Origin of the sequence: Geomonas azotofigens (assembly GCF_018919395.1) — a bacterium.
GTDB classification, from domain to species: Bacteria; Desulfobacterota; Desulfuromonadia; order Geobacterales; family Geobacteraceae; genus Geomonas; species Geomonas azotofigens.
The window spans coordinates 361,437-380,980 of the sequence record NZ_JAHLME010000002.1 but is presented as its reverse complement, the minus strand read 5'-3'; the positions used below and the strand labels follow the sequence as shown (position 1 = coordinate 380,980).

15 protein-coding genes are annotated in these 19,544 nt (G+C 64.5%); 8 read left to right on the top strand and 7 right to left on the bottom strand.

Going from position 1 to position 19,544, the window contains the following annotated elements; translation table 11 throughout:
* Positions 1-116: 116 nt before the first annotated feature.
* Both KOL99_RS06680 and KOL99_RS06675 read right to left on the bottom strand, forming a co-directional pair.
* Positions 117-1,493 carry a sigma-54-dependent transcriptional regulator gene (locus KOL99_RS06680; protein WP_216509704.1) on the bottom strand — a complete coding sequence of 459 codons (1,377 nt, stop codon included), beginning with the start codon at positions 1,491-1,493 and terminating at the stop codon, positions 117-119.
* 147 nt (positions 1,494-1,640) lie between these two features.
* The gene (locus tag KOL99_RS06675; RefSeq protein WP_216509703.1) at positions 1,641-4,139 is read right to left on the bottom strand and encodes a PAS domain-containing sensor histidine kinase; all 2,499 of its coding nucleotides are present in this window, start codon (positions 4,137-4,139) and stop codon (positions 1,641-1,643) included.
* A 163-nt stretch (positions 4,140-4,302) separates the two neighbouring features.
* On the opposite strand from KOL99_RS06675, the gene KOL99_RS06670 reads away from it, so the two are divergent.
* The 5 genes from KOL99_RS06670 to lgt all read left to right on the top strand — a co-directional run bounded on the left by KOL99_RS06670 (position 4,303) and on the right by lgt (position 9,000).
* Positions 4,303-6,144 carry a UbiD family decarboxylase gene (locus KOL99_RS06670; RefSeq protein ID WP_216509702.1) on the top strand — a complete coding sequence of 614 codons (1,842 nt, stop codon included), beginning with the start codon at positions 4,303-4,305 and terminating at the stop codon, positions 6,142-6,144.
* A 290-nt stretch (positions 6,145-6,434) separates the two neighbouring features.
* Positions 6,435-7,199, top strand: a complete 765-nt coding sequence (locus tag KOL99_RS06665) for a TlyA family RNA methyltransferase (RefSeq protein WP_216509701.1) — start codon at positions 6,435-6,437, stop codon at positions 7,197-7,199.
* 38 nt (positions 7,200-7,237) lie between these two features.
* The gene (locus tag KOL99_RS06660; protein ID WP_216509700.1) at positions 7,238-7,582 is read left to right on the top strand and encodes a histidine triad nucleotide-binding protein; all 345 of its coding nucleotides are present in this window, start codon (positions 7,238-7,240) and stop codon (positions 7,580-7,582) included.
* A gap of 68 nt (positions 7,583-7,650) precedes the next feature.
* Positions 7,651-8,145, top strand: a complete 495-nt coding sequence (locus KOL99_RS06655; protein WP_216509699.1) for a DUF4124 domain-containing protein — start codon at positions 7,651-7,653, stop codon at positions 8,143-8,145.
* 81 nt (positions 8,146-8,226) lie between these two features.
* On the top strand, positions 8,227-9,000 hold the full coding sequence (gene lgt, locus KOL99_RS06650) for a prolipoprotein diacylglyceryl transferase (protein ID WP_216509698.1): 774 nt from the start codon (positions 8,227-8,229) through the stop codon (positions 8,998-9,000).
* Between the two features lie 3 nt (positions 9,001-9,003).
* On the opposite strand, the gene KOL99_RS06645 is transcribed toward lgt, so the two are convergent.
* The 5 genes from KOL99_RS06645 to KOL99_RS06625 form a co-directional block, all read right to left on the bottom strand.
* Positions 9,004-9,426 carry an ATP-binding protein gene (locus KOL99_RS06645; RefSeq protein ID WP_216509697.1) on the bottom strand — a complete coding sequence of 141 codons (423 nt, stop codon included), beginning with the start codon at positions 9,424-9,426 and terminating at the stop codon, positions 9,004-9,006.
* 31 nt (positions 9,427-9,457) lie between these two features.
* Entirely contained in the window at positions 9,458-9,799 is a 342-nt protein-coding gene (locus tag KOL99_RS06640; protein ID WP_129125724.1) for an STAS domain-containing protein, read from the bottom strand.
* A gap of 91 nt (positions 9,800-9,890) precedes the next feature.
* The gene (locus KOL99_RS06635; protein WP_216509696.1) at positions 9,891-13,127 is read right to left on the bottom strand and encodes a SpoIIE family protein phosphatase; all 3,237 of its coding nucleotides are present in this window, start codon (positions 13,125-13,127) and stop codon (positions 9,891-9,893) included.
* Positions 13,127-13,375 carry a hypothetical protein gene (locus tag KOL99_RS06630; protein WP_216509695.1) on the bottom strand — a complete coding sequence of 83 codons (249 nt, stop codon included), beginning with the start codon at positions 13,373-13,375 and terminating at the stop codon, positions 13,127-13,129. Before KOL99_RS06630 ends, KOL99_RS06635 begins: the two co-directional genes overlap by 1 nt.
* Complete coding sequence (locus KOL99_RS06625; protein ID WP_216509694.1) at positions 13,372-14,934, bottom strand: bifunctional aminoglycoside phosphotransferase/ATP-binding protein; 1,563 nt, start codon at positions 14,932-14,934, stop codon at positions 13,372-13,374. Before KOL99_RS06625 ends, KOL99_RS06630 begins: the two co-directional genes overlap by 4 nt.
* Before the next feature lie 213 nt (positions 14,935-15,147).
* On the opposite strand from KOL99_RS06625, the gene KOL99_RS06620 reads away from it, so the two are divergent.
* The 3 genes from KOL99_RS06620 to KOL99_RS06610 all read left to right on the top strand — a co-directional run bounded on the left by KOL99_RS06620 (position 15,148) and on the right by KOL99_RS06610 (position 19,522).
* Positions 15,148-16,869: a tetratricopeptide repeat protein gene (locus tag KOL99_RS06620; RefSeq protein WP_216509693.1), complete on the top strand. Its 1,722-nt coding sequence runs from the start codon at positions 15,148-15,150 to the stop codon at positions 16,867-16,869.
* Complete coding sequence (locus tag KOL99_RS06615; protein ID WP_216509692.1) at positions 16,866-18,455, top strand: peptide-binding protein; 1,590 nt, start codon at positions 16,866-16,868, stop codon at positions 18,453-18,455. Before KOL99_RS06620 ends, KOL99_RS06615 begins: the two co-directional genes overlap by 4 nt.
* 86 nt (positions 18,456-18,541) lie before the next feature.
* Positions 18,542-19,522 carry an ABC transporter permease gene (locus KOL99_RS06610; protein ID WP_216509691.1) on the top strand — a complete coding sequence of 327 codons (981 nt, stop codon included), beginning with the start codon at positions 18,542-18,544 and terminating at the stop codon, positions 19,520-19,522.
* Positions 19,523-19,544: the final 22 nt, after the last annotated feature.

The window sequence follows — 19,544 nt, the reverse complement described above, 5'->3', positions numbered from 1 at the left end:
CAAGGGTGGTTGGTCGGGTCTAATGTAGGCGGGGCGGCCGAAATAGAACGGAGGGGGGAGGGGATGGACTTCGTTTTATTTCGGCCGGTCGACGACGGTCGACAGGAGTTTGAGAACTACAGGCCGTACTTGTCCATCTTGTAGCGCAGCGTGCCGCGCGGGATCTTCAGGTTGGCCGCGGTCTGCAGCACGTTGCCGCCGGTGGCCTCAAGCGCCTGCTCGATCAGGGCCTTCTCGATGCCGCTGATCGCCTCCTCGAGTCCGAGCCCTTCGGGGATGGTCAGGGGATTGGGCGGCTGGGGCGCCGCCGCGTCCCCGTACTGGCCGCTCCTGATCTCCTGGGGTAGGTATTCGGGGAGCAGGGTCGGGCCGCTACGCATGATGCAGATGCGCTCGATGACGTTCCTGAGTTCCCGGACGTTGCCCGGCCAGGCGTATTGGGCCATGAGCCGTTCGGCCTCAGGCGCGACGTCGCGGAACTGGCGACCGAAGGAGCGGCTGAAATCGTCCAGAAAGTAAGCGGCCAGCGCGGCGATGTCGGCCGTTCGCTCTCTCAGGGGGGGGATGTGGATCGGGAACACGTTGAGGCGGTAAAAGAGATCCTCCCGGAAGCTCTTCTCGGCGATGCGCTGCAGCAGGTCGCGGTTGGTGGCGGCGACCACCCGGACGTCGATGTCGATGTCCTTGACGGCTCCGACCCGGCGGATGCTCTTTTCCTGGAGCACCCGCAACAGTTTGGCCTGCATCGCCATGTCCATCTCCCCGATCTCGTCCAGGAAGATGGTGCCGTGGTGCGCCTCCTCGAAGAGTCCCTTCTTCCGGGTGCCGGCCCCGGTGAAGGCCCCCTTCTCGTGCCCGAAGAGCTCGCTTTCCAGAAGCGTCGCCGGGATGGAGGCGCAGTTGATGGCGACGAAGGAGGCGTCCTTGCGGTCGGAGAGGTCGTGGATGGCGCGCGCCACCAGTTCCTTGCCGGTGCCGGATTCGCCGGTGATCAGGACGGTGGAGGGGAGGCGGGCGATCTCGCGCACCTGGGCCACCACCTCGTTGAAGGCCTCGCTCCTGCCGATGATGGGGGAGGCGCCGGGGAGGGACCCGTCGCCGCGCCGGAGTTTTCTGACCTCGCGCTTCAAGGTCTGGGTCTTCAGGGCGAGTTTCACGATCAGCCTCAGCGCGTCCGCCTTGAAGGGCTTTTTCATGTAGTGGAAGGCACCGAGCTTCAGCGATTCCACCGCGCTCTCCACGGAGCCGTAGCCGGTAATGATGATGACCAGCAGTTCCGGGTCGATCTCCTTCAGGTTTTTCAGTACGTCGATGCCGTCCTCGGTGCCAAGGTTCAGGTCCAGCAGGGCGAGGTCGATCTCCTCCGAGGCCACCAGCTCACGCGCCTGCTGCCCGGACCCCGCGGCGAGGACCTCGAACCCCTCGCTGGAGAGGATGCGCTGCACGTTTTCGCAGATGAAGGCTTCATCGTCTATGATCAGTATCTTTTCCATGGTTTCCTTGTTTGCGCCGATTTACGGTAGTAAAGGTCCCAGGCAAATCCCCCCTGTCCCCCCTTCGCAAAGGGGGGGACGCGGGGCTCGTGCGGTGCCTTGCAGGCTGCCTTCTCCACACTCCCAGGAACAAAGCCCGCTACGATTCTATGGCCCGCCCAGCGGCAGTTCTACGGTGAAACGGGTCCCTGATCCCGGCGCGCTCTCCACCCGGACCCGCCCCTGGTGTTCCTCGATGATGCGCTGGGTGATGGAGAGACCGAGCCCGGTGCCGGCACCCTTCCTGGTGAAGAAGGGCTCGAAGATGAGCGGGAGGTCCTCGGCCGCGATGCCCGGGCCGTCGTCGCCGATCTCGATCACGGCGAAGCCGTCCCGCACGGAGGTGGCGATCGTGATGCGCCCCCCGCCGGGGAGGGCCTGCTGCGCGTTCTTGATGATGTTGAGCACCGCCTGTTTGACCTTTTCCGGGTCGAACCTGAAGGAGGGGACCTCCCCCTCCTCGAGGGCGAGTTGCACCCGATGCTTCTCGCACGGGCGGCGCAAGAGGAGCACGGTATCGTTCACCAGGCGGTTCAGGTCGCATTCCCGGAACTCCGCCCGCACCGGGGAGGAGTAGTTCAAGAGGGCGTTGACCAGCTTTTCCACCCGCTCGATCTCGGCCAGGGCCTTCTTGATCAGCTCCCGGTCCGCGCTGCTCGCCGCCGCCTGGTCATGCAGGTCGTCAAGGAGCAGCGAAATGCCGGTGAGCGGATTTCTCACCTCGTGCGCGATCCCCGCCGACAATTTACCCAGCGACGCGAGCCGGTCCAGGCGCATCATCTCCTCGTGCAGGTTTTCGCGCTCGGTCTCGTTTCTAAGCGTGATGGTTAGTCCGTGCTCGGAGTCGTGCCCGATGGGGAAGAAGCCGACGTCGAAGTGGGTCTTGCCCGGGCCGTGGTCGAAGCGGAAGGTCTCCCTGCCGTAGCCGGCGTTGGTTGCGAATACGGCGGCGATGCGGTCGCCCAACCCCCCCCAGTCCCGGAACAGTTCGCGGTAGTGCGTCCCCTCGGCCACCTCCTCGCCGAGAAAGATCCTCCCGGTGCGGTTGATGGAGGTGAGCAAGCCCTGGGGGGAGAAGGTGACGATGCCGCTTGAGATACTTTCCAGCACGCTCGCCTTGAAGTTACGCTCGTCCATGATCTCCAGCCGGGACTGCTTCAGTTCCTCAAGGGTGGAGAGGAGGCTCAGCTTGCGGCGGTCCAGTTCGTCGGCCATGTTGTTGAAGGTCTGGGCCAGGACCCCGATCTCGTCGGCGGAGTTGACGGCGACCCTCTCGGCGAAATCGCCCGCGGCGAGCTTGCCGGCGTTCTCGGTCAGCTGCCGCAGGGGAACGCTGATGCCGCGGGAGAGGAGCCAGGCCGAGAGCGCGGCGACAAGGGCGGTGAGCAGGATGATGACGGCGCTGGTGCGGCGGTGTTCGCCGAGCTGCTTGTCGATGAGCCTGCCCCCCTTGCGCGAGGCCTCGTGGAAGCGGTCCACCTGGAAGCCGATGGTGACGCCGCCAAAGACGCCGTGTTTGGCGTAGTCGCCGGTATCGTAGAAGATGGGGGCGAAGGCCATGATCTTCTTGGCCCCCCCCACGTTGGTGATGTCGACGAACCCTTCCTGTTTGGCGCGCACGGCCGCCGAGACCTTGGGGTAGCCCGGGTGCACGAAGCCGGCGTAGTCAAGGTTGAAGGGGATGCGGCCGCTCTCTATGTCGGCCTTGCCGGAGCGGGCGGTGTAGGGGGGGACCAGCCTCCCCAGCGGATCGACGCCGCGGATGTCCCAGAACTTCGGGTGGGTGATGATCCACCCCTCGTCGTCGAAGAGGAAGGCGTAGTTGCCGCTTTGGTAGGAAGGAAAGAGCGAGGAGGCGTTCTTGCCCGGGTCGATGTGCTGGGTGAACTCCATCAGGTGGCGGTGGTCCAGGGAGAGGAGCACCATGCCGTTGAAGGCCCCCTTGGCGTCGAACAGGGGCGCCCCGAAGCGGACCACCCCCTGGTAGATCTTGCCGTCGTAGGCGCTCTCCGGGTCCGCGGCCCCCGCGAGCTGCTCCTGCTTGCTCACGTGGAAACCGGTCAGGTGGGAGACGTAGATCTCGCCCGGCTTCAGGGCGCGCACCCGCGCGAAGTAGTTCTCGCTCTTGAACTCGGTGTTGGCCGGGGCGGAGACGTCGGCGAGCTGGTTCTCGGGGAGGAAGCGGCCGTTCTTGATCACCACCCGCTCCCTGCCGTCTCGGCCGATGAGGGCGATGGAGCGGTAGATGGGGAGGAACTCGTGGGTCCCCTGGGCCGCGGTGGAGCTGCCGCCGCGCTGCCACACCTCGGAGAGCCGGGTCTGGTAGAAGTCGAGCAGGGCGGGGCGGGAGAGGGGGGAGCGCGAAAGGAAGAGGAGGTCGCACTCGCACTGGTGCAGGAAATCCTTGATGTTTTCCGCGAGGTCGCGCGCCTTCATCTGCAGCGACTCGACCGCCTGGCGGTCGTCGGAGTCGCTGATCTCGGCGGAAAGACGGGCGCTGGTCGCCTGCAGGTTGGCCAGGAGCACGGCGGAGGAGACCAACAGCGGCAGCAGGGAGAGCAGCAGCGTGATAACCAGGATCTTTTTGAAGATGGTGAAACGTGGCAACGGGCTCTCCCTCATGGTAATCAGGTCCGCAGGTTAGCACAAAACGGGCGGGTGGAACAGTGTTCCTTTGTGCCGGTGCGGGCGGGGGTCTTTTGTGTTGACTTGGCTGCGGGGCTGCATTAAAAGTAATGCGGTAATCAGGCTGACCGAAGCGGAGGATTTGTTGGGATATAAAGACCTTGCATCTTGCGTGGCCGACCTGGAGCGCTCAGGCGCCCTGGTGCGGATAGACTGTGAAGTTTCCGCGGAGCTGGAGATCGGCTCGATCCAGCGCCGGGTGTACCAGGCGGGAGGGCCGGCGCTGCTCTTCACCAGGGTCAAGGGGAGCTCGTTTCCCATGCTGGGCAACCTGTTCGGCACCCTGGAGCGGACCAGGTACATCTTCAGGGACACACTGAAGGCGGTGGAGCGCCTGGTGAAGCTCAAGGTCGACCCGCGCTGCGCGCTGCGCGAGCCCGCGACGCTCGTGGGCGCCGTACCCGCCGCCTGGCATCTCCTCCCCAAGAGCGTGAGCGACGGCCCGGTCCTGGCCAACCGCACCACCATCGATAAACTCCCCCAGTTGAAGTCCTGGCCCGACGACGGCGGCGCCTTCATCACCCTCCCCCAGGTCTACTCCGAGAGCGCGCTGCAGCCGGGCCTGCGCCATTCCAACCTGGGGATGTACCGGGTCCAGCTCTCCGGGGGGGAGTACCGCGCCAACGAGGAGATCGGGCTGCACTACCAGATCCACCGCGGCATCGGCTTCCACCACGCCGAGGCGATCGAGAAGGGGGAGCCGTTCCGGGTCAACATCTTCGTCGGGGGCGCCCCTTCCATGACCGTGGCCGCCGTGATGCCGCTTCCCGAGGGGATGCCCGAGCTCTCCTTCGCCGGGCTCCTGGCCGGGCACCGCATCGAGATGGTGCGGCGCGAGGGAAGGCTCCCCATTCCCGCCGAGGCCGACTTCTGCATCACCGGCGTCATCGATCCCGGCAAGACCCTCCCCGAGGGGCCCTTCGGGGACCATTTCGGCTACTACAGCCTGGCCCACCACTTCCCCGTGCTCAGGGTGGAGGAGGTGTTCCACCGCGACGGCGCCATCTGGCCCTTCACCACGGTTGGGCGTCCCCCCCAGGAGGACACTTCCTTCGGCGCCTTCATTCACGAATTGACCGGGCCGCTGATCCCGACCGTCATCCCGGGGGTGAAGGCGGTGCACGCCGTGGACGCGGCCGGGGTGCACCCCCTGTTGTTCGCCATGGGAAGCGAGCGCTACGTCCCCTACGGGGAGCGGCGCACCCCGCAGGAACTCCTGACCATCGCCAACGCGGTGCTGGGGCAGGGTCAGCTCTCGCTGGCCAAGTACCTGATGATCGCGGCGCACGAGGACGCGCCCAGGCTCGACATCCACGACATCCCCGCGTTTTTGGGGCACGTACTGGAGCGCATCGACCCGCGCCGCGACCTCCATTTCCAGACCGCCACCACCATGGACACCCTGGACTACTCCGGGTCCGGGCTGAACAGCGGCTCCAAGGTGGTCTTCGCGGCCATCGGCGAGAAGCGGCGCACGCTGGGGCAACAGCTCCCCGCGGCAGTGAGGCTCGCGCCCGGGTTTTCCGAGCCGGCCCTGTGTCTCCCCGGCGTCATTGCCGTGCAGGGGCCCCCGTGCCGCACCGTGAAGGGGGAGGCGGACGCGCAGATGGAGGCCCTGTGCCGGGCGCTCGAGGGGGTGGAGGGGCTGGAGGGCTTCCCGCTCATCGTGGTCTGCGACGACAGCCGCTTCACCGCGGCGGAACTGAACAACTTCCTCTGGGTCACCTTCACCCGCTCCGACCCGGCCGCGGACATCTACGGCGTCGGGGCCAGCACGGTCTGCAAGCAGTGGGGCTGCAGCGGGCCGCTGGTCATCGACGCCAGGGTGAAGCCGCACCACGCGCCCCCCTTGATCGAGGATCCGGCGGTGGAGAAAAGGGTGGAACAGCTGGCGGCGCCGGGCGGGCCGCTGCATGGGTTGTATTGATAAAAGGCAAAAAGCTTCAACGCAAAGACGCAAAGCCGCCAAGACGCAAAGAAAACACAGATACTGGGAACTGCAAGAGCTTTAAATTAACGCAAAGCCGCCAAAGAAAAGCATGACTGCTGTGAACTGTAAAAGCTTTAAAACCATGGATGACGCAAAGCCGCCAAGGCGCTAAGACACCAAAGACTGGTGTGACAAGAACCTTTGAATAGTTTTTGTAGTTCCTTCGCGCCTTTGCGGCTTTGCGTTAACAATTACGATTTTTGTTTTTTTGATGTTCGGGAGTTAGCTTGGCGAAGGAAAGACTGGACAAGCTGGTCATGGAACGGGGGCTCGCTCCCTCGCGGGAGAGGGCCAAGGCGCTGATCATGGCCGGACAGGTGGTGGTGGACGACCACCTCGCGGACAAGGCGGGGCTCATGGTCTCCTTGGAGGCGGAGATCCGCCTGAAGGGGGAACCGCTCCCGTACGTGAGCCGCGGCGGCCTGAAACTCGCGCAGGGACTGGACCGTTTCGCGATCACCGTGGCGGGACTGGTCGCCGTCGACGTGGGGGCCTCTACCGGCGGATTCACCGATTGCCTTTTGCAGCGCGGCGCCCAAAGGGTCTACGCGGTCGACGTCGGCTACGGACAGCTCGCCTGGAAACTGCGCGAGGACCCGCGGGTGGTGAACCTGGAAAAGACCAACATCCGGCACCTGGAGTCGCTGCCGGAGTGCCCCGACCTCGCCGTCATCGACGCCTCCTTCATCTCGCTGGACAAGGTGCTCCCCCCGACGCTGCGCCTCATCAAGGAGGACGCCACCATCGTGGCCCTGATCAAACCGCAGTTCGAGGTGGGACGCGGCCAGGTGGGGAAGGGGGGCGTGGTCAGGGACGAGAAGAAACACCAGGAGGTCGTGGAGAACGTGACCGAACTGGCCCGGGGGCTGGGGCTTTCGGTCCTGGGCGTCTGCGAGTCACCCATCCTCGGTCCCAAGGGGAACAAGGAGTTCCTGATCCACCTGCGCAAGGGGGGCACGGTCGAGCCGGCCCCGGAGTCGGCGCAGGCTTGAGCAAAAGCTCGAGGTATCACTTTCAACTGGAGGAAATCATGAGTGATTGTCTGTTCTGCAAGATGGCCGATGGGGCCATCCCGGTTAAGAAGGTCTACGAGGATGAACTCCTTTTCGCCATCGAGGACATCAACCCGGTGGCGCCGGTCCATATCCTCATCATCCCGAAAAAGCACCTGGTCAACACCCTGGAGCTGACCCCGGCGGACGACCAGCTGATCGGCGCGGTGCACCGGGTCGCGGCGTCTTTGGCCCGCGAGCGCGGCTTCGACCAGCAGGGGTTCCGCCTGGTGAACAACAACAACGCCGGCGCCGGCCAGTCGGTCTGGCACATCCACTTCCACCTGCTGGCCGGGCGCAACCTCGGCTGGCCTCCGGGCTAACCGATGCGGCGGCCGGACGGCCGGTACGAGGTGCAGATCCCAGAAGGTACGGCTAAAGGAGGTCGAAAATGAAGAGATTGCTCGTGCTGTTGCTCCTGCTCTACCCGTTGACCGCGGCGGCGGAGACATACCAGTGGACCGACGAGAGGGGTACGGTGAACTTCGCCGACGACCTGGGCCAGGTCCCCAAGAAGTATCGCAAGAAGGCGAGGCGAGTGGGTGAGGAGGATGCCGCTCCCACGGTGATCGAGAAGGGCCCGGCCGAGCCCGCCAAGACCAAAGACGACGCCCAGGCGGGGAAGAAAACCTACGGCGGCAAGGACGAGGCGACCTGGCGCAGGGAGTTTCTGCAGGCCGATGCCAACCTGAAGAACGCGGAGTCCGACCTCGCCACCTTGAAGGGAAGGGTCGCCGACACCTCGCACATGACCCGTTCCGAGTACCTCACCATCCAGAGCAGCATCAAGTACGCCGAGGACCGGGTCCAGGCCCAGCAGAAAAGGCTGGACCAGTTGCGGGAAAGCGCGGAGCGCCTCGGCGTCCCCCCCGAATTCAGGAAGTAGCTCCCACCCACCGGCCGGGGCCCCCGTGCGCAAGCCGCGGGTCCCGGACCGGGCGTACAACCATCTCTTGGAGAAAGCAGCATGATCTTCCCGAACATCGACCCGGTCTTCCTGCGCCTGGGGCCGCTGGAATTCCGCTGGTACGGTCTCATGTACATCTGCGGCTTCGTCGCCGCCTACTTCATCATCCTCTCCGGGGTGAAGCGAAAGGGACTCCCCCTGAACAAGGACCAGGTCGCCGACCTGATCTTCACCGTCGCGGTGGGGGTGATCCTCGGCGGACGCCTGGGGTACATCCTGTTCTACAACTTCTCCTACTACCTCTCCCACCCGCTCAAGCTGTTCGCGGTATGGGAAGGGGGGATGTCCTTCCACGGCGGCCTGGCCGGCGCGCTGTTGGCGAGTATCTACTTCGTCAGGAAGTTCAAGCTGAACTTCTACCCCCTGGCCGACATCGGCTTCCTGGCGGCCCCGGTGGGGCTTGGCTTCGGCCGGATCGGCAACTTCATCAACGGCGAGCTCTACGGCCGGGTCACCGACCTCCCCTGGGGCATCGTCTTCCCGTCCGGGGGGGCGCTGCCGCGCCATCCGTCGCAGCTCTACGAGGCCTTCCTGGAGGGGCCGCTCATGTTCCTGATCCTGTACCAGGTTTCCAAAAGGGTGCGGCATGACGGCGTGGTGGTGTGGTCGTTCATCGCGCTGTACGGCCTGTTCCGGTTCCTGGTGGAATTCGTGAGGCAGCCCGACGAGCAGATCGGATTTGTCCTGGGGGGATTTTCGATGGGGCAGATGCTGAGTTTGCCGATGTTTCTTCTGGGAGCGGCCATGGTGCTGCACCGCTGCAGGCGGGGCTAGGACTCAGGAGAGCTTCTTCTTCATCTCCAGCATGTTTTCCTTGCAGTTCTTTCTGTAGGCCACGGAGTCCATCAGCGTGCGGATCAGGAAGATGCCGCGGCCCCGGTCCTCCAACTCCTCGAAGTTGGGGGCCGGGATGGCGTTGATGTCGAACCCCTGGCCGTCGTCGTAGACCCTGATGGTCAGGTCGTCCCGGTGCAGGGTGATCACGATGCGCACCAGCTTTTCCGGTTCTTTCGGCCCGGCGTGCTTGATGGCGTTCACCATGGCCTCGGTGAGCACCAGGTTCAGATGGTAGGCGAGAACCTCCTTGTCGCCGCTGTAACGCTCCAGCTCGCGGGCGATGTCCTCCCCGATCTTCCCGATAAGACTCAGGTACCTGGTCTTGTTGGGAACCTTTATGTCGACCTCGATCGTGTTTTCCATCTGACGCCTCGCTTTGCCGCCGCCCGACCAGTTAGGACTGGAAGTTCTCCACCGCCTCCACCGTTGAAGGGAATATCTCGAAGACCCGGTGCAGACGGGTCAGCTCGAACATCGACTTGACCTGGGACTGCAGCGAGGAGAGTTTCAGGTTGCCCTGGTGCGAGATGGCGTTCTTGAACCCGGAAACCAGCGCGCCCAACCCGGAACTGTCGATAAAACGTACATCCTTCAGGTCCACCAGGACATTCTTCTTGCCGTCCTCGAAAAGCTTCTGTACCGCACTTTTCAGTTCGGTCGAGTTGTGCGCGTCCAGCCTTTCCTCCTTGACGTATATGATTACAACGTCGTTCCTCGTCTCGCTCGCTAGGTTCATGACCATCTCCTTGTTTTGAGGTCCGTACGGTATACAGCCAGATTCATTGTGCAATAAGCGCCGACATTTAGCAAGTGGCGCAGCCCCCGGGTCAGGCAACTTTCATGACTACCATGGATATGTCGTCCTGTAAAGGATTGGGCCAGGCGTAGGAGTAAACCTCCGAAAGCACCTTCTCGATCACCACCTCGGGGTCCAGCTCCAGGAGCGTCTCCATCAGGCCGCACAGCCTCGGGATGCCGAACAGCTCCCCTTGGCCGTTCTCCGCCTCGATGATGCCGTCGGTGTAGATGAAGAGGAGATCCCCCGCCCGCAGCTGCATGTGCTGTTCCTCGAAAACCACGTTCCGTTCCACGCCGAGGATGAGCCCCTCGGCGTCGAGCTCCAGCCAGCTCCCGGCGCGGAAGAGCAGGGGGCGGGTATGGCCGGCGTTGGCGTAGCGCAGGGTCCGGGTCGCGCCGTCGTAGCGCGCGCAGAACATGGTGATGAAAAGCTCGGCGGCGCTCAGGTCGTCGTAGAGGAGCTCGTTCAGGAGCTTCAAAAGGTCCCGGGCCGAGCGCGGCTCCTCGATCTGGGCCCTCAGCACGCTGCGGGTCTCCACCATGATGAGGGCGGCGCCCACGCTGTGGCCGGAGACGTCGGCCATGACCATGTCCACCACCTGGCCGCCGCGCTGGAAGAAGTCGTAGTAGTCCCCCCCCACGTGGGTCGCCGGGACGCAGCGGCAGGCGATGCGCACCCCCGGCAGGGTGGGCGGGGCCTCGGGGAGGAGCGAGAGCTGGATCTGCTTGGCGAGCTCGAGGTCCCGGGTCACCCTGGCGTTCTCCAAGAGGGCGGCCTCCTTCTGGTGCCGTTCCCGCTCCTTGGCCTCGCGCTCCTCGACGATGCGCACCGCCTGGGCCAGCTGCCCGGCGAGGCTCTCCAGGAGTTCCACGAACTGCTCGGTGAAAAGCCCGACGATGGAGCGGGAGAAGACGGAGAGGATGCCGACCGGCTGGGCCCCCTCGCTGGCGATGGGGATGTGGGCGAAGGACTTGATCCCCTCCCGGCGGAAGATCTCCTTGGCGATCGGCTTGGTGATGAAGGCGGTGTCGTTGAAGAACTCGGTGCGGCGCCCGAGGAAGGCCTCGCCGACGTGGGTGTCGATTTCGAGGATGCGGTCCTCGGCGGTGAGGCGTTCCCCGCCGATGCCGCGGTAGCAGCGGACCTGCAGCACCGACTCCTCGTTCAGAAGGCGGATCACGGCGAGGTCGAGCTTGAACTCGCGCAGCAAAAGTTCGAGGAGGTCCCCCATGATGATGTCCAGCTCCAGGGAGCGGTTCATGATCTCGGAGGCGCGCAGCCTGACGAAGAGCGCCTCGCGGCTTTGGTCGCGCGAGGTGCGCACCGTGGAGAAGATGTCGTAGACCGGCTCCATCCGGGAGCCGATGTCGGAGAGGAAGCTCTCGACCACCGCGCCTGCCGCCGCGCCGCCGAGCGAGCCGGCCAGGGTCTTCTCCACGAAGCGCTTCAGGTTGGGGAGCTCGAACTCGGACACCCCCCCCTTGCTGTCGATCTCGCGGTCGCCAAGGTAGTCGGTGATGGCGGCGTTGGCCTGCTGCTCGCCGATGAACTTGGTCATGAGGTTCACGAACTGCACGATGGTGACCGGCTTGGAGAGGCGCTTGGTCTCCCACTGCGGCGTCGCGCTCTCCGGGGCGAAGACGCGCACGAAGCGGTTCACCTGCTCGCGCTCCTTCTCACTCTGCCCCAAAAGGATGGAGAGGGAAAGGTAGGCGGCGATGTTCATGAACATGCTCCAGAACAGGGTGTGGGTGTACGGGTCCAGGCCGGTCAGCCCGAAGAGCTCCTGGGGGCGCAGCAGGGCGATGCCGAAGGGGCCGTTGAGCAGGAAGTCCCCCTGCCACCCGCCGGCCCGCAACAGCGAGGGCATGAGCAGGGTGTAGAACCAGACCGCGAAACCGGCCAAAAGCCCGACGATGGCGCCCGCCTTGTTGCCGCGCGGCCAGTAGAGCCCGCCGATCAGCGCCGGGGCGAACTGGATGGCGGCTGAGAAGGAGATGAGCCCCATGTTGGCCAGCATGTAGCTTTCCCCGACCACGCTCTGGTACAGGTAGCCAAGGAGGATGACCAGCACGATCCCGAAGCGCTTCAGGTTGATGAGGAGCTGCGGGAACCAGGCGCGCGGCTTGAGCTTGATCACCACCGGCAGCAGCACGTGGTTCAGGAGCATGGTGGAGACGGCGATGGACTCGACCATCACCATCCCGGCCGAGGCGGAGAAGCCGCCCAGGAAGGCGACCAGCGCGAGCCAGGGGTAGCCAAGCTGCATGGGGAGGGTGAGCACGAAGTAGTCGGCCCCAGCGTTGCTGCCGTTCATGAGCACGCCGGCGAGGGCTATCGGCATCACGAACAGGTTCATCAGGAACATGTAGGCGGGGAAGCGCCAGGAGGCGGTGTTCAGGTGCGACTCGTGCGCGTTTTCCAGCACCATGATCTGGAACTGGCGCGGCAGGAGCATGACCGCCCCCATGGAGAGGGTGAGGATGCTGAACATGGAGGCGTAGGAGTTGTCGCCGCGCTCGCCCAGGGTGGTGAGCCGCGCCAGGAGCTGCGGGTCCTTCTGCTGCACGCGCTGGAAGATGTCGCCCATGCCGTTGAAGGCGAAGTAGCTGATGCAGACGCCGACGGTGAGCATCGCCATGAGCTTCACCACCGACTCCAGCGCGATGGCGGCGACGAGGCCGTCGTGGCGCTCGGTGGATATCAGGTGCCTCGCCCCGAAGATGACGCTGAACAGGGCCAGAAAGAGCGCGGTGAAGAGGCCGGGGTGGGGGGAGGGGATGTAGACCCGCTCCATGAAGCCGACGTGGAAGTCGTGGTAGCCGGTGATGATGGTGAAGGAGGTGGAGACCGCCTTCAGCTGCAGGGCGATGTAGGGCATCACCCCCATCAGGGTGATCACGGTGATGATCCCCCCGAGCCACTGGGACGAACCGTAGCGGGAGCTGATGAAGTCGGCGATGGAGGTGATGTTGTTTTCCTTGGAGATCCTGACCATCTTCTTGAGCAGGAACCACCAGCTGAAGGCGGTGAGGGTCGGGCCGAGGTAGACCGGGAGGAAGTCGATGCCGGTGGTGGCCGCCTTCCCCACCGAGCCGTAGAAGGTCCAGGAGGTGGCGTAGACGGCGATGGAGAGGGCGTAGACCCAGGCGTTGGCGGTGATGCTGCGGCCCGCCTTCTGGCGCTGGTCGGCGTAGTAGGCGACCAGGAACAAAAAGGCTATGTAGAGCAGCGCGGTGCCCCAGACCCAGTTGACATCCAGCATCACATGTGCCCCCTGGTGTCGCTATCCTTGCGTGCCGCCCGGCTGAACAGGTAGACGATGAAGATGGAGAAGCTCCAGCCGGTCAACAGGTACAGGTAGAGCAGCGGGATCCCGAAGGGGAGGGTCGTCTTGTTGAAGATGCTGATGAAGGGATAGTTCATCATCACCATGCCGAGGACGAAACAGATCACCCAGGTGTCCTTCAGCTTGAGCCGGTGCAGCACCAGTTGCCTTAACGTGGTCTTCATGCCGATAACCCCATGGCGGCCATTACCAGGTCCGCCTCGTCCCAGACGGGGAGGGTGCTGTCCAGGAGCAGGCTCTCGCCCGGCTCGGGGAACTCGAATTCCACCCGCTGCCGCTGGTACTGCTCCCACCGCGCATCGGAGACCTCGGCGGGGTCGTGCCGGCGCCGATCGAGGCGCTCGTGGGCGACCTGTTCCGGGCAGCGCGTATGGGCGATGAGAAACGGAGCGTCCAGCCGCGCGGCCAGTTGCCGGAACCGCTCGCGGTCGGAGCGCCGCTTGAAGGTCGCGTCCACCACGATGCCCCTGCCGAGAGCGAGCGCGCGCTCCGCCTCGGCGAGGAGGGCGGCGTAGGTGGCCCGGTCCATCTCGTCGTTGTAGATACCGTCCCGGCCGTGAGCGCCCGCGGCGCCACCGGCGGCGGGGACGCCGGCGAGAGCCTTGCGCACAAGGTCGGAGCGGGTGATTTCGAGGCCGAGCTCGCGGCTGAGCTCGCCGGCGAGGCTGCTCTTGCCGCTGCCGCTTAGCCCGCAGGTGAGGATGAGCGTCGGGACGAGGCGCCCCCGAAGCGCATAGCCGCGGGTCAGGCGGAAGTAGCGCCGGGCGCTGGCCTCGACACCGGCGCGCTGTTCGGGGCTCAGCCCGGGCTGGGCCAGGCGCAGGCTGGTCACCTTGCCGCGCACGAAGGCGCGCTGCGCCTTGTAGAAGTCGAGCAGGGGCGACATGCCGGCATCCCCGCTCGCCTCGCGGTAGGCGGCCAGCAGCACCCGGGCCAGGTCGGGGCGCCCGGCGTACTCAAGGTCCATGAGCAGGAAGGCGAGGTCGGCGGCGGTGTCGATGTAGCGGAACTTCTCGCTGAACTCGATGCAGTCGAAGATGCAGACCGGTTCGGTCAGGCAGATGTTGCCGGAATGGAGGTCGCCGTCGCAGTCCCTGATGAAGCCGCCGGCGACACGCTCGCGAAACAGGGGTTCATTCTCGGCCAGGAAGGAGGTCGCCCATTGGCGGATTTCCGCCAGTTCGCCGGCCCGCAACGTGCTCCCCACGAAGGGGGCGCTCTGGCGGAAGTTCTGTTCCCAGTTCTGGCCGATCATCTCGGGCGCGGCGCAGGCGTCGATGTGCGGGCCGCGCTCGGCGCCGGCATGGAAGGCGGCCACCGCCGCCGCGATGCGTGCCATGTCGGCGGGGAAGACCGCGCCTTCGCTGAGGAGCCGGTCCAGCATGCGCTCCTCGGGGAGACGTCGCATCTTGACGGCGTAGTCGATGACCGCGCCGTCGCCGGCGAAGGCGGCGCCCCGCTCCGTCTCGCGCAACTCCACGACGCCGAGGTAGACCTCGGGGCACAGGCGCCGGTTCAGGCGCACCTCCTCGCCGCAGTAGAAGCGGCGCCGCTCCAGCGTGGTGAAGTCCAAAAAGCCGTAGTCGACGGCCTTTTTCACCTTGTATACGAAGTGGTCGGTGATGAAGATGAAGGAGACGTGGGTCTCGACCAGGCGCACCTCTCCCGTCGGCTCGGGGTAGGCCGCTGCTTCAAGTAGCGATTTTATAAGCTTTTGATCCATCGTTTTGCCGGTAAACTGATGATTTCACTTGAGAATACTACCATACCACATTAGAGCCGCAACAGCCTAAAATGCATCTAAATGTTGTTTGACGCTGGTACCTATTTATGCTAGCTTTCATGTAGTTAACCGCGCCACCCCGGATACTGTATCCCACCGGGGTGCCGCGTTTTTTAGATTTTGCCCGAAATCTACCGAACCCACAGGTAACCCATGACCAAGAAGTGTCTAGCGCTCCTTTTCCTGCCCCTGCTGATCAACGCCTGCGCCACCACCGAACAAGCTTCGGAAATGCCGCCGCTTGCCGAGCTCGGCGCCATCACCGCGCCCACCCCTCCCCCCGGTGCGGGAAGGAACCTGTCGCTCTTCGCGGAAGCCAGGATGCGGGCGTCCGAAGGTGACCAGGAGGGGGCCCTGTCCCTGCTGCGCCAGGCGATCGCCGCCGATCCCTCCTCCGCATTCCTGCACAACGCGGCCGCGCAGATCTACCTGCAGCAGAACCGTCCCGAGGATGCCCTCGCCGAGTGCCAGGCCGCCATCGCCATCGACCCGAAGTCGCTGCAGGCCGAGCAGTTGTGCGGCAACATCCTGATGACCCTGCAGCGCGAGAAGGAGGCGGTCCAGCACTACAAGAGGGTGATCGAGCTCGATCCGACCAAGGAAGAGGTGTACCTGCACATCGCCATCTTCTACCTGAAGAGCTTCGAGTACGAGCAGGCGGTGGACACGCTGAAGGCGCTGGTGAAGGCTTCGCCGGAGTCCCCCCTGGGCTACTACTACCTCGCCAAGACCTACGAGCAGATGCGGCTCCCCAAAGAGGCGCTCACCTACTACAAGAAGGCGGTCGATCTCAAACCCGATTTCGAACAGGCGCTGATCGAGATGGGGATCTCCCAGGAGACCCAGGGGCTGATTCCGGACGCCATCGACAGCTACAAGGATCTCCTGGAGATAAACCCCAACAACGCCAACGTCATCCAGCACCTGGCCCAGCTCTTCATCCAGCAGAAGCGGCTGGAGGAGGCCCTCGCCCTGCTGCAGCAAAAGGGCGGCAAGTCGCTTGAGACCTCGCGCAAGATCGGCTTGCTGCTGCTCGAGCTCGAGCGCTACGACGAGGCGATCAAGGCCTTCCAGGACATCCTCGCCGTCGAGCCCGACGCGCAGCAGGTGCGCTTTTACCTCGCCTCCGCCTACGAGGAGAAGGAGGACGTGGACCAGGCCATCGCCGAGTTCAAGAAGATCAACCGGGATTCGCCGTACTACCTGGATGCCCTGGGGCACCTGGCCTACCTGTACAAGGAGAAGGGGCAGCCGGAGAAGGGGATCGCCCTGCTGCTGCAGGAGATCGCGCAGCAACCCTCCCGCATCGAGACCTACCTGCACCTGGCCGGCTTCTACGAGTCGATGGAGCAGTACCAGCGCGGTATCGACACCCTGAAATCCATGGACCTCAAGCTGCAGTCCGACCCGCGCGTCCTGTTCCGGCTGGGCATCCTCTACGACAAGATGGGGCAGAAGGAGCTCTCGGTCAGCATGATGAAGAAGGTGCTGGAAGCGACCCCGGACGACCCCCAGGCGCTCAACTACCTGGGCTACACCTACGCCGAGATGGGGGAGAACCTGGAGGAGGCGCTCACCTACCTGAAGAAGGCCGTGAGCTTGAGGCCCGACGACGGCTTCATCCTGGACAGCCTCGGGTGGACCTACTTCAAGCTCAAGCGCTACAACGACGCGATCGCGCAACTGGAGCGGGCCGCCGAGCTTTCCGACGGCGACGCCACCGTGGTGGGGCACCTGGCCGACGTCTACTGCGCCATCCGGGCCTACAAGAAGGCGCTGCCGCTCTACAAGAAGCTGCAGAAGATGGAGCCCGAGCAGAGCGCCGAGCTCGCCGAGAAGATCAAGCACTGCCGCCAGGAAGCCGGTGAGAAATGATCCTGGCCCGGATTCTCTGCCTCCTGCTCCTCCTGATCTGCGCCGCCTGCGGGCAGGATGCGCCCTGGAATAAGGTGCAGGCGCAGGATGGGAAGGGGGGCTCGCAATTCGTCACCGGCAGCATCGGCGAGCCCTCGAACCTGATCCCCATCCTCGCCTCGGACAGCTCCTCCAGCGACATTTCGGGACTGGTCTACAACGGTCTGGTGCGCTACGACAAGAACCTGAAGCTGGAGGGGGACCTGGCGGAGTCGTGGGAGGTTTCCGCCAACGGGCTCGAGATCACCTTCCACCTGCGTCGCGGGGTGAAGTGGCACGACGGCCACGACTTCACCTCGCGCGACGTGCTCTACACCTACCGCGTCACCGTCGATCCCAAGACCCCGACCGCCTACGCCGAGGATTTCAAGCAGGTGCAAAGCGCCCAGGCCCCGGACCTGTACACCTTCCGGGTCACCTACGCGAAACCCTTCGCCCCCGCGCTCGCCTCCTGGGGGATGCCGATCCTGCCGGCGCACCTCTTGGAGGGGAAGGACATCACCAAGAGCCCGCTGTCGCGCAACCCGGTCGGCACCGGCCCCTACATCTTCAAGGAGTGGGTCCCCGGGCAGAGGCTCGCGCTGGAGGCGAACCCGAACTATTGGGAGGGGGCGCCGCGCCTGGCCCGCTACGTCTACCGCATCATCCCCGACAACTCGACCATGTACATGGAGCTCAAGGCGGGCGGTGTCGACATGATGGGGCTCTCCCCGGTGCAGTACCAGCGCCAGACCACCACCAAGGAATTCCTGGCACGCTTCAACAAGTACCGCTACCCGGCCTCGGCCTACACCTACCTCGGCTACAACCTGCGCCTGCCCATGTTCCAGGACGTCAGGGTGCGCCGGGCCATCACCTGCGCCATCAACAAGGAAGAGATCATCCAGGGCGTGCTTCTGGGGATGGGGCAGATCGCCCACGGCCCCTACAAGCCCGGCACCTGGGCCTACAAGTCCAAGGTCGAAAGCGATCCCGGCTATGACCCGGCGCGCGCCCAGGCGCTTCTGCGGGAGGCGGGCTACCGGATGGGGGGTAACGGCATCCTCGAGAAGAACGGCAAGCCGCTCAGCTTCACCATCATGACCAACCAGGGGAACGACCAGCGCCTGAAATGCGCCCAGATCATCCAGATGCGCCTGAAGACGGTGGGCATCGACGTGAAGATCCGGGTGATGGAGTGGGCCTCCTTCCTCACCAACTTCATCGACAAGGGGAAGTTCGACGCGGTGCTCATGGGATGGACCATCTCCCAGGATCCCGACCTATACGACGTCTGGCACTCCTCGAAGACCGGGCCCAAGGAGCTGAACTTCATCCACTACCTGAACCCGGAACTGGACCGGCTCATCGTGGAGGGGCGCGGCACCTTCGACATGGCCAAACGGCGCGACTGCTACTACCAGATCCAGGAGATCCTGGCCAAGGACCAGCCCTACACCTTCCTCTACGTGCCCGACGCGCTGCCGGTGGTCACCTCGAGGATCAAGGGGATCGAGCCGGCACCCGCGGGGATCATGCACAACTTCATCAAGTGGTACGTGGAGTAGGGGTGAGAGGGCGGAGGGGACAAACCGCAGCTGTTAAGCAGGTACTGAAAGCACGGCAACTACTGCAGCTATTACTTCAGAGAACTATGGCCAACTACTTGATCAAAAGGATACTCATGCTGGTCCCGCTGCTCCTAGGGATCACGCTGATCACCTTCACGGTGATCCATCTCGCGCCGGGGGAACCGGTGGAGATGCAGACCGCCATGAGTCCCAAGGCTTCGGCCGCGTCGCGCGCCCGTCTGCGCGAGTTCTACGGGCTGGACAAGCCGCTGCACGTGCAGTACGGCATGTGGCTCTCCAACCTCTCGCGCCTGGACTTCGGCCGTTCCTTCGCACCGGACAACCGCCCGGTCCTGGACAAGATCAAGGAACGGATCCCGATCACCATCTCGCTCAACGTGATCGCCCTGATCCTCGAGTTCGGCCTGGCGCTCCCCATCGGCATCATGGCGGCCGTGCACCGGGACACGCTCCTGGACCGGGCCATCTCGGTGTTCGTATTCGTTGGTTTCGCGGTGCCGACGTTCTGGCTTGCGCTTTTGTGCATGTACCTCTTCGGCGTCAAGCTCGGCTGGCTCCCCATCTCGGGGATCCATTCGCTCGGCAGCGACCAGTGGTCTTTCTGGTGGCGCAGCCTCGACCTCGCCCGGCACCTGGTGCTCCCCATAGCCATCGCCACCTTCGGCAGCTTGGCCGGCCTGTCGCGCTACATGCGCTCGACCATGATCGAGGTGCTGTCGCAGGACTACATCACCACGGCCCGGGCCAAGGGGGTGCGGGAGCGGGTGATCATCTACCGGCATGCCTTGAAGAACGCGCTCCTTCCCGTGATCACGCTGCTCGGCTTCTCGCTCCCCGCCCTGATCGGCGGCAGCGTCATCTTCGAGACCATCTTCTCGATCCCGGGGATGGGGCAGCTTTTCTACCAGGGGGTGATGGCACGCGACTACCCGCTGGTGATGGGCATCCTGGTGATCGGCGCCTGCCTGACCCTGATCGGCAACCTCCTGGCCGACCTCTGCTACGCCCTGGCGGATCCACGCATCAGGCACGGGAGGGGATGATGCGGCCGATCGAAACGAAGAT

What these genes read in the sequence shown, in the direction of transcription:
- KOL99_RS06680 (WP_216509704.1), bottom strand. Translation starts at nt 1,493, where the DNA reads ATGGAAAAGATACTGATCATAGACGATGAAGCCTTCATCTGCGAAAAC.
- KOL99_RS06660 (WP_216509700.1), top strand. Translation starts at nt 7,238, where the DNA reads ATGAGTGATTGTCTGTTCTGCAAGATGGCCGATGGGGCCATCCCGGTT.
- KOL99_RS06655 (WP_216509699.1), top strand. Translation starts at nt 7,651, where the DNA reads ATGAAGAGATTGCTCGTGCTGTTGCTCCTGCTCTACCCGTTGACCGCG.
- lgt (WP_216509698.1), top strand. Translation starts at nt 8,227, where the DNA reads ATGATCTTCCCGAACATCGACCCGGTCTTCCTGCGCCTGGGGCCGCTG.
- KOL99_RS06645 (WP_216509697.1), bottom strand. Translation starts at nt 9,426, where the DNA reads ATGGAAAACACGATCGAGGTCGACATAAAGGTTCCCAACAAGACCAGG.
- KOL99_RS06640 (WP_129125724.1), bottom strand. Translation starts at nt 9,799, where the DNA reads ATGAACCTAGCGAGCGAGACGAGGAACGACGTTGTAATCATATACGTC.
- KOL99_RS06635 (WP_216509696.1), bottom strand. Translation starts at nt 13,127, where the DNA reads ATGCTGGATGTCAACTGGGTCTGGGGCACCGCGCTGCTCTACATAGCC.
- KOL99_RS06630 (WP_216509695.1), bottom strand. Translation starts at nt 13,375, where the DNA reads ATGAAGACCACGTTAAGGCAACTGGTGCTGCACCGGCTCAAGCTGAAG.
- KOL99_RS06625 (WP_216509694.1), bottom strand. Translation starts at nt 14,934, where the DNA reads ATGGATCAAAAGCTTATAAAATCGCTACTTGAAGCAGCGGCCTACCCC.
- KOL99_RS06620 (WP_216509693.1), top strand. Translation starts at nt 15,148, where the DNA reads ATGACCAAGAAGTGTCTAGCGCTCCTTTTCCTGCCCCTGCTGATCAAC.
- KOL99_RS06615 (WP_216509692.1), top strand. Translation starts at nt 16,866, where the DNA reads ATGATCCTGGCCCGGATTCTCTGCCTCCTGCTCCTCCTGATCTGCGCC.
- KOL99_RS06610 (WP_216509691.1), top strand. Translation starts at nt 18,542, where the DNA reads ATGGCCAACTACTTGATCAAAAGGATACTCATGCTGGTCCCGCTGCTC.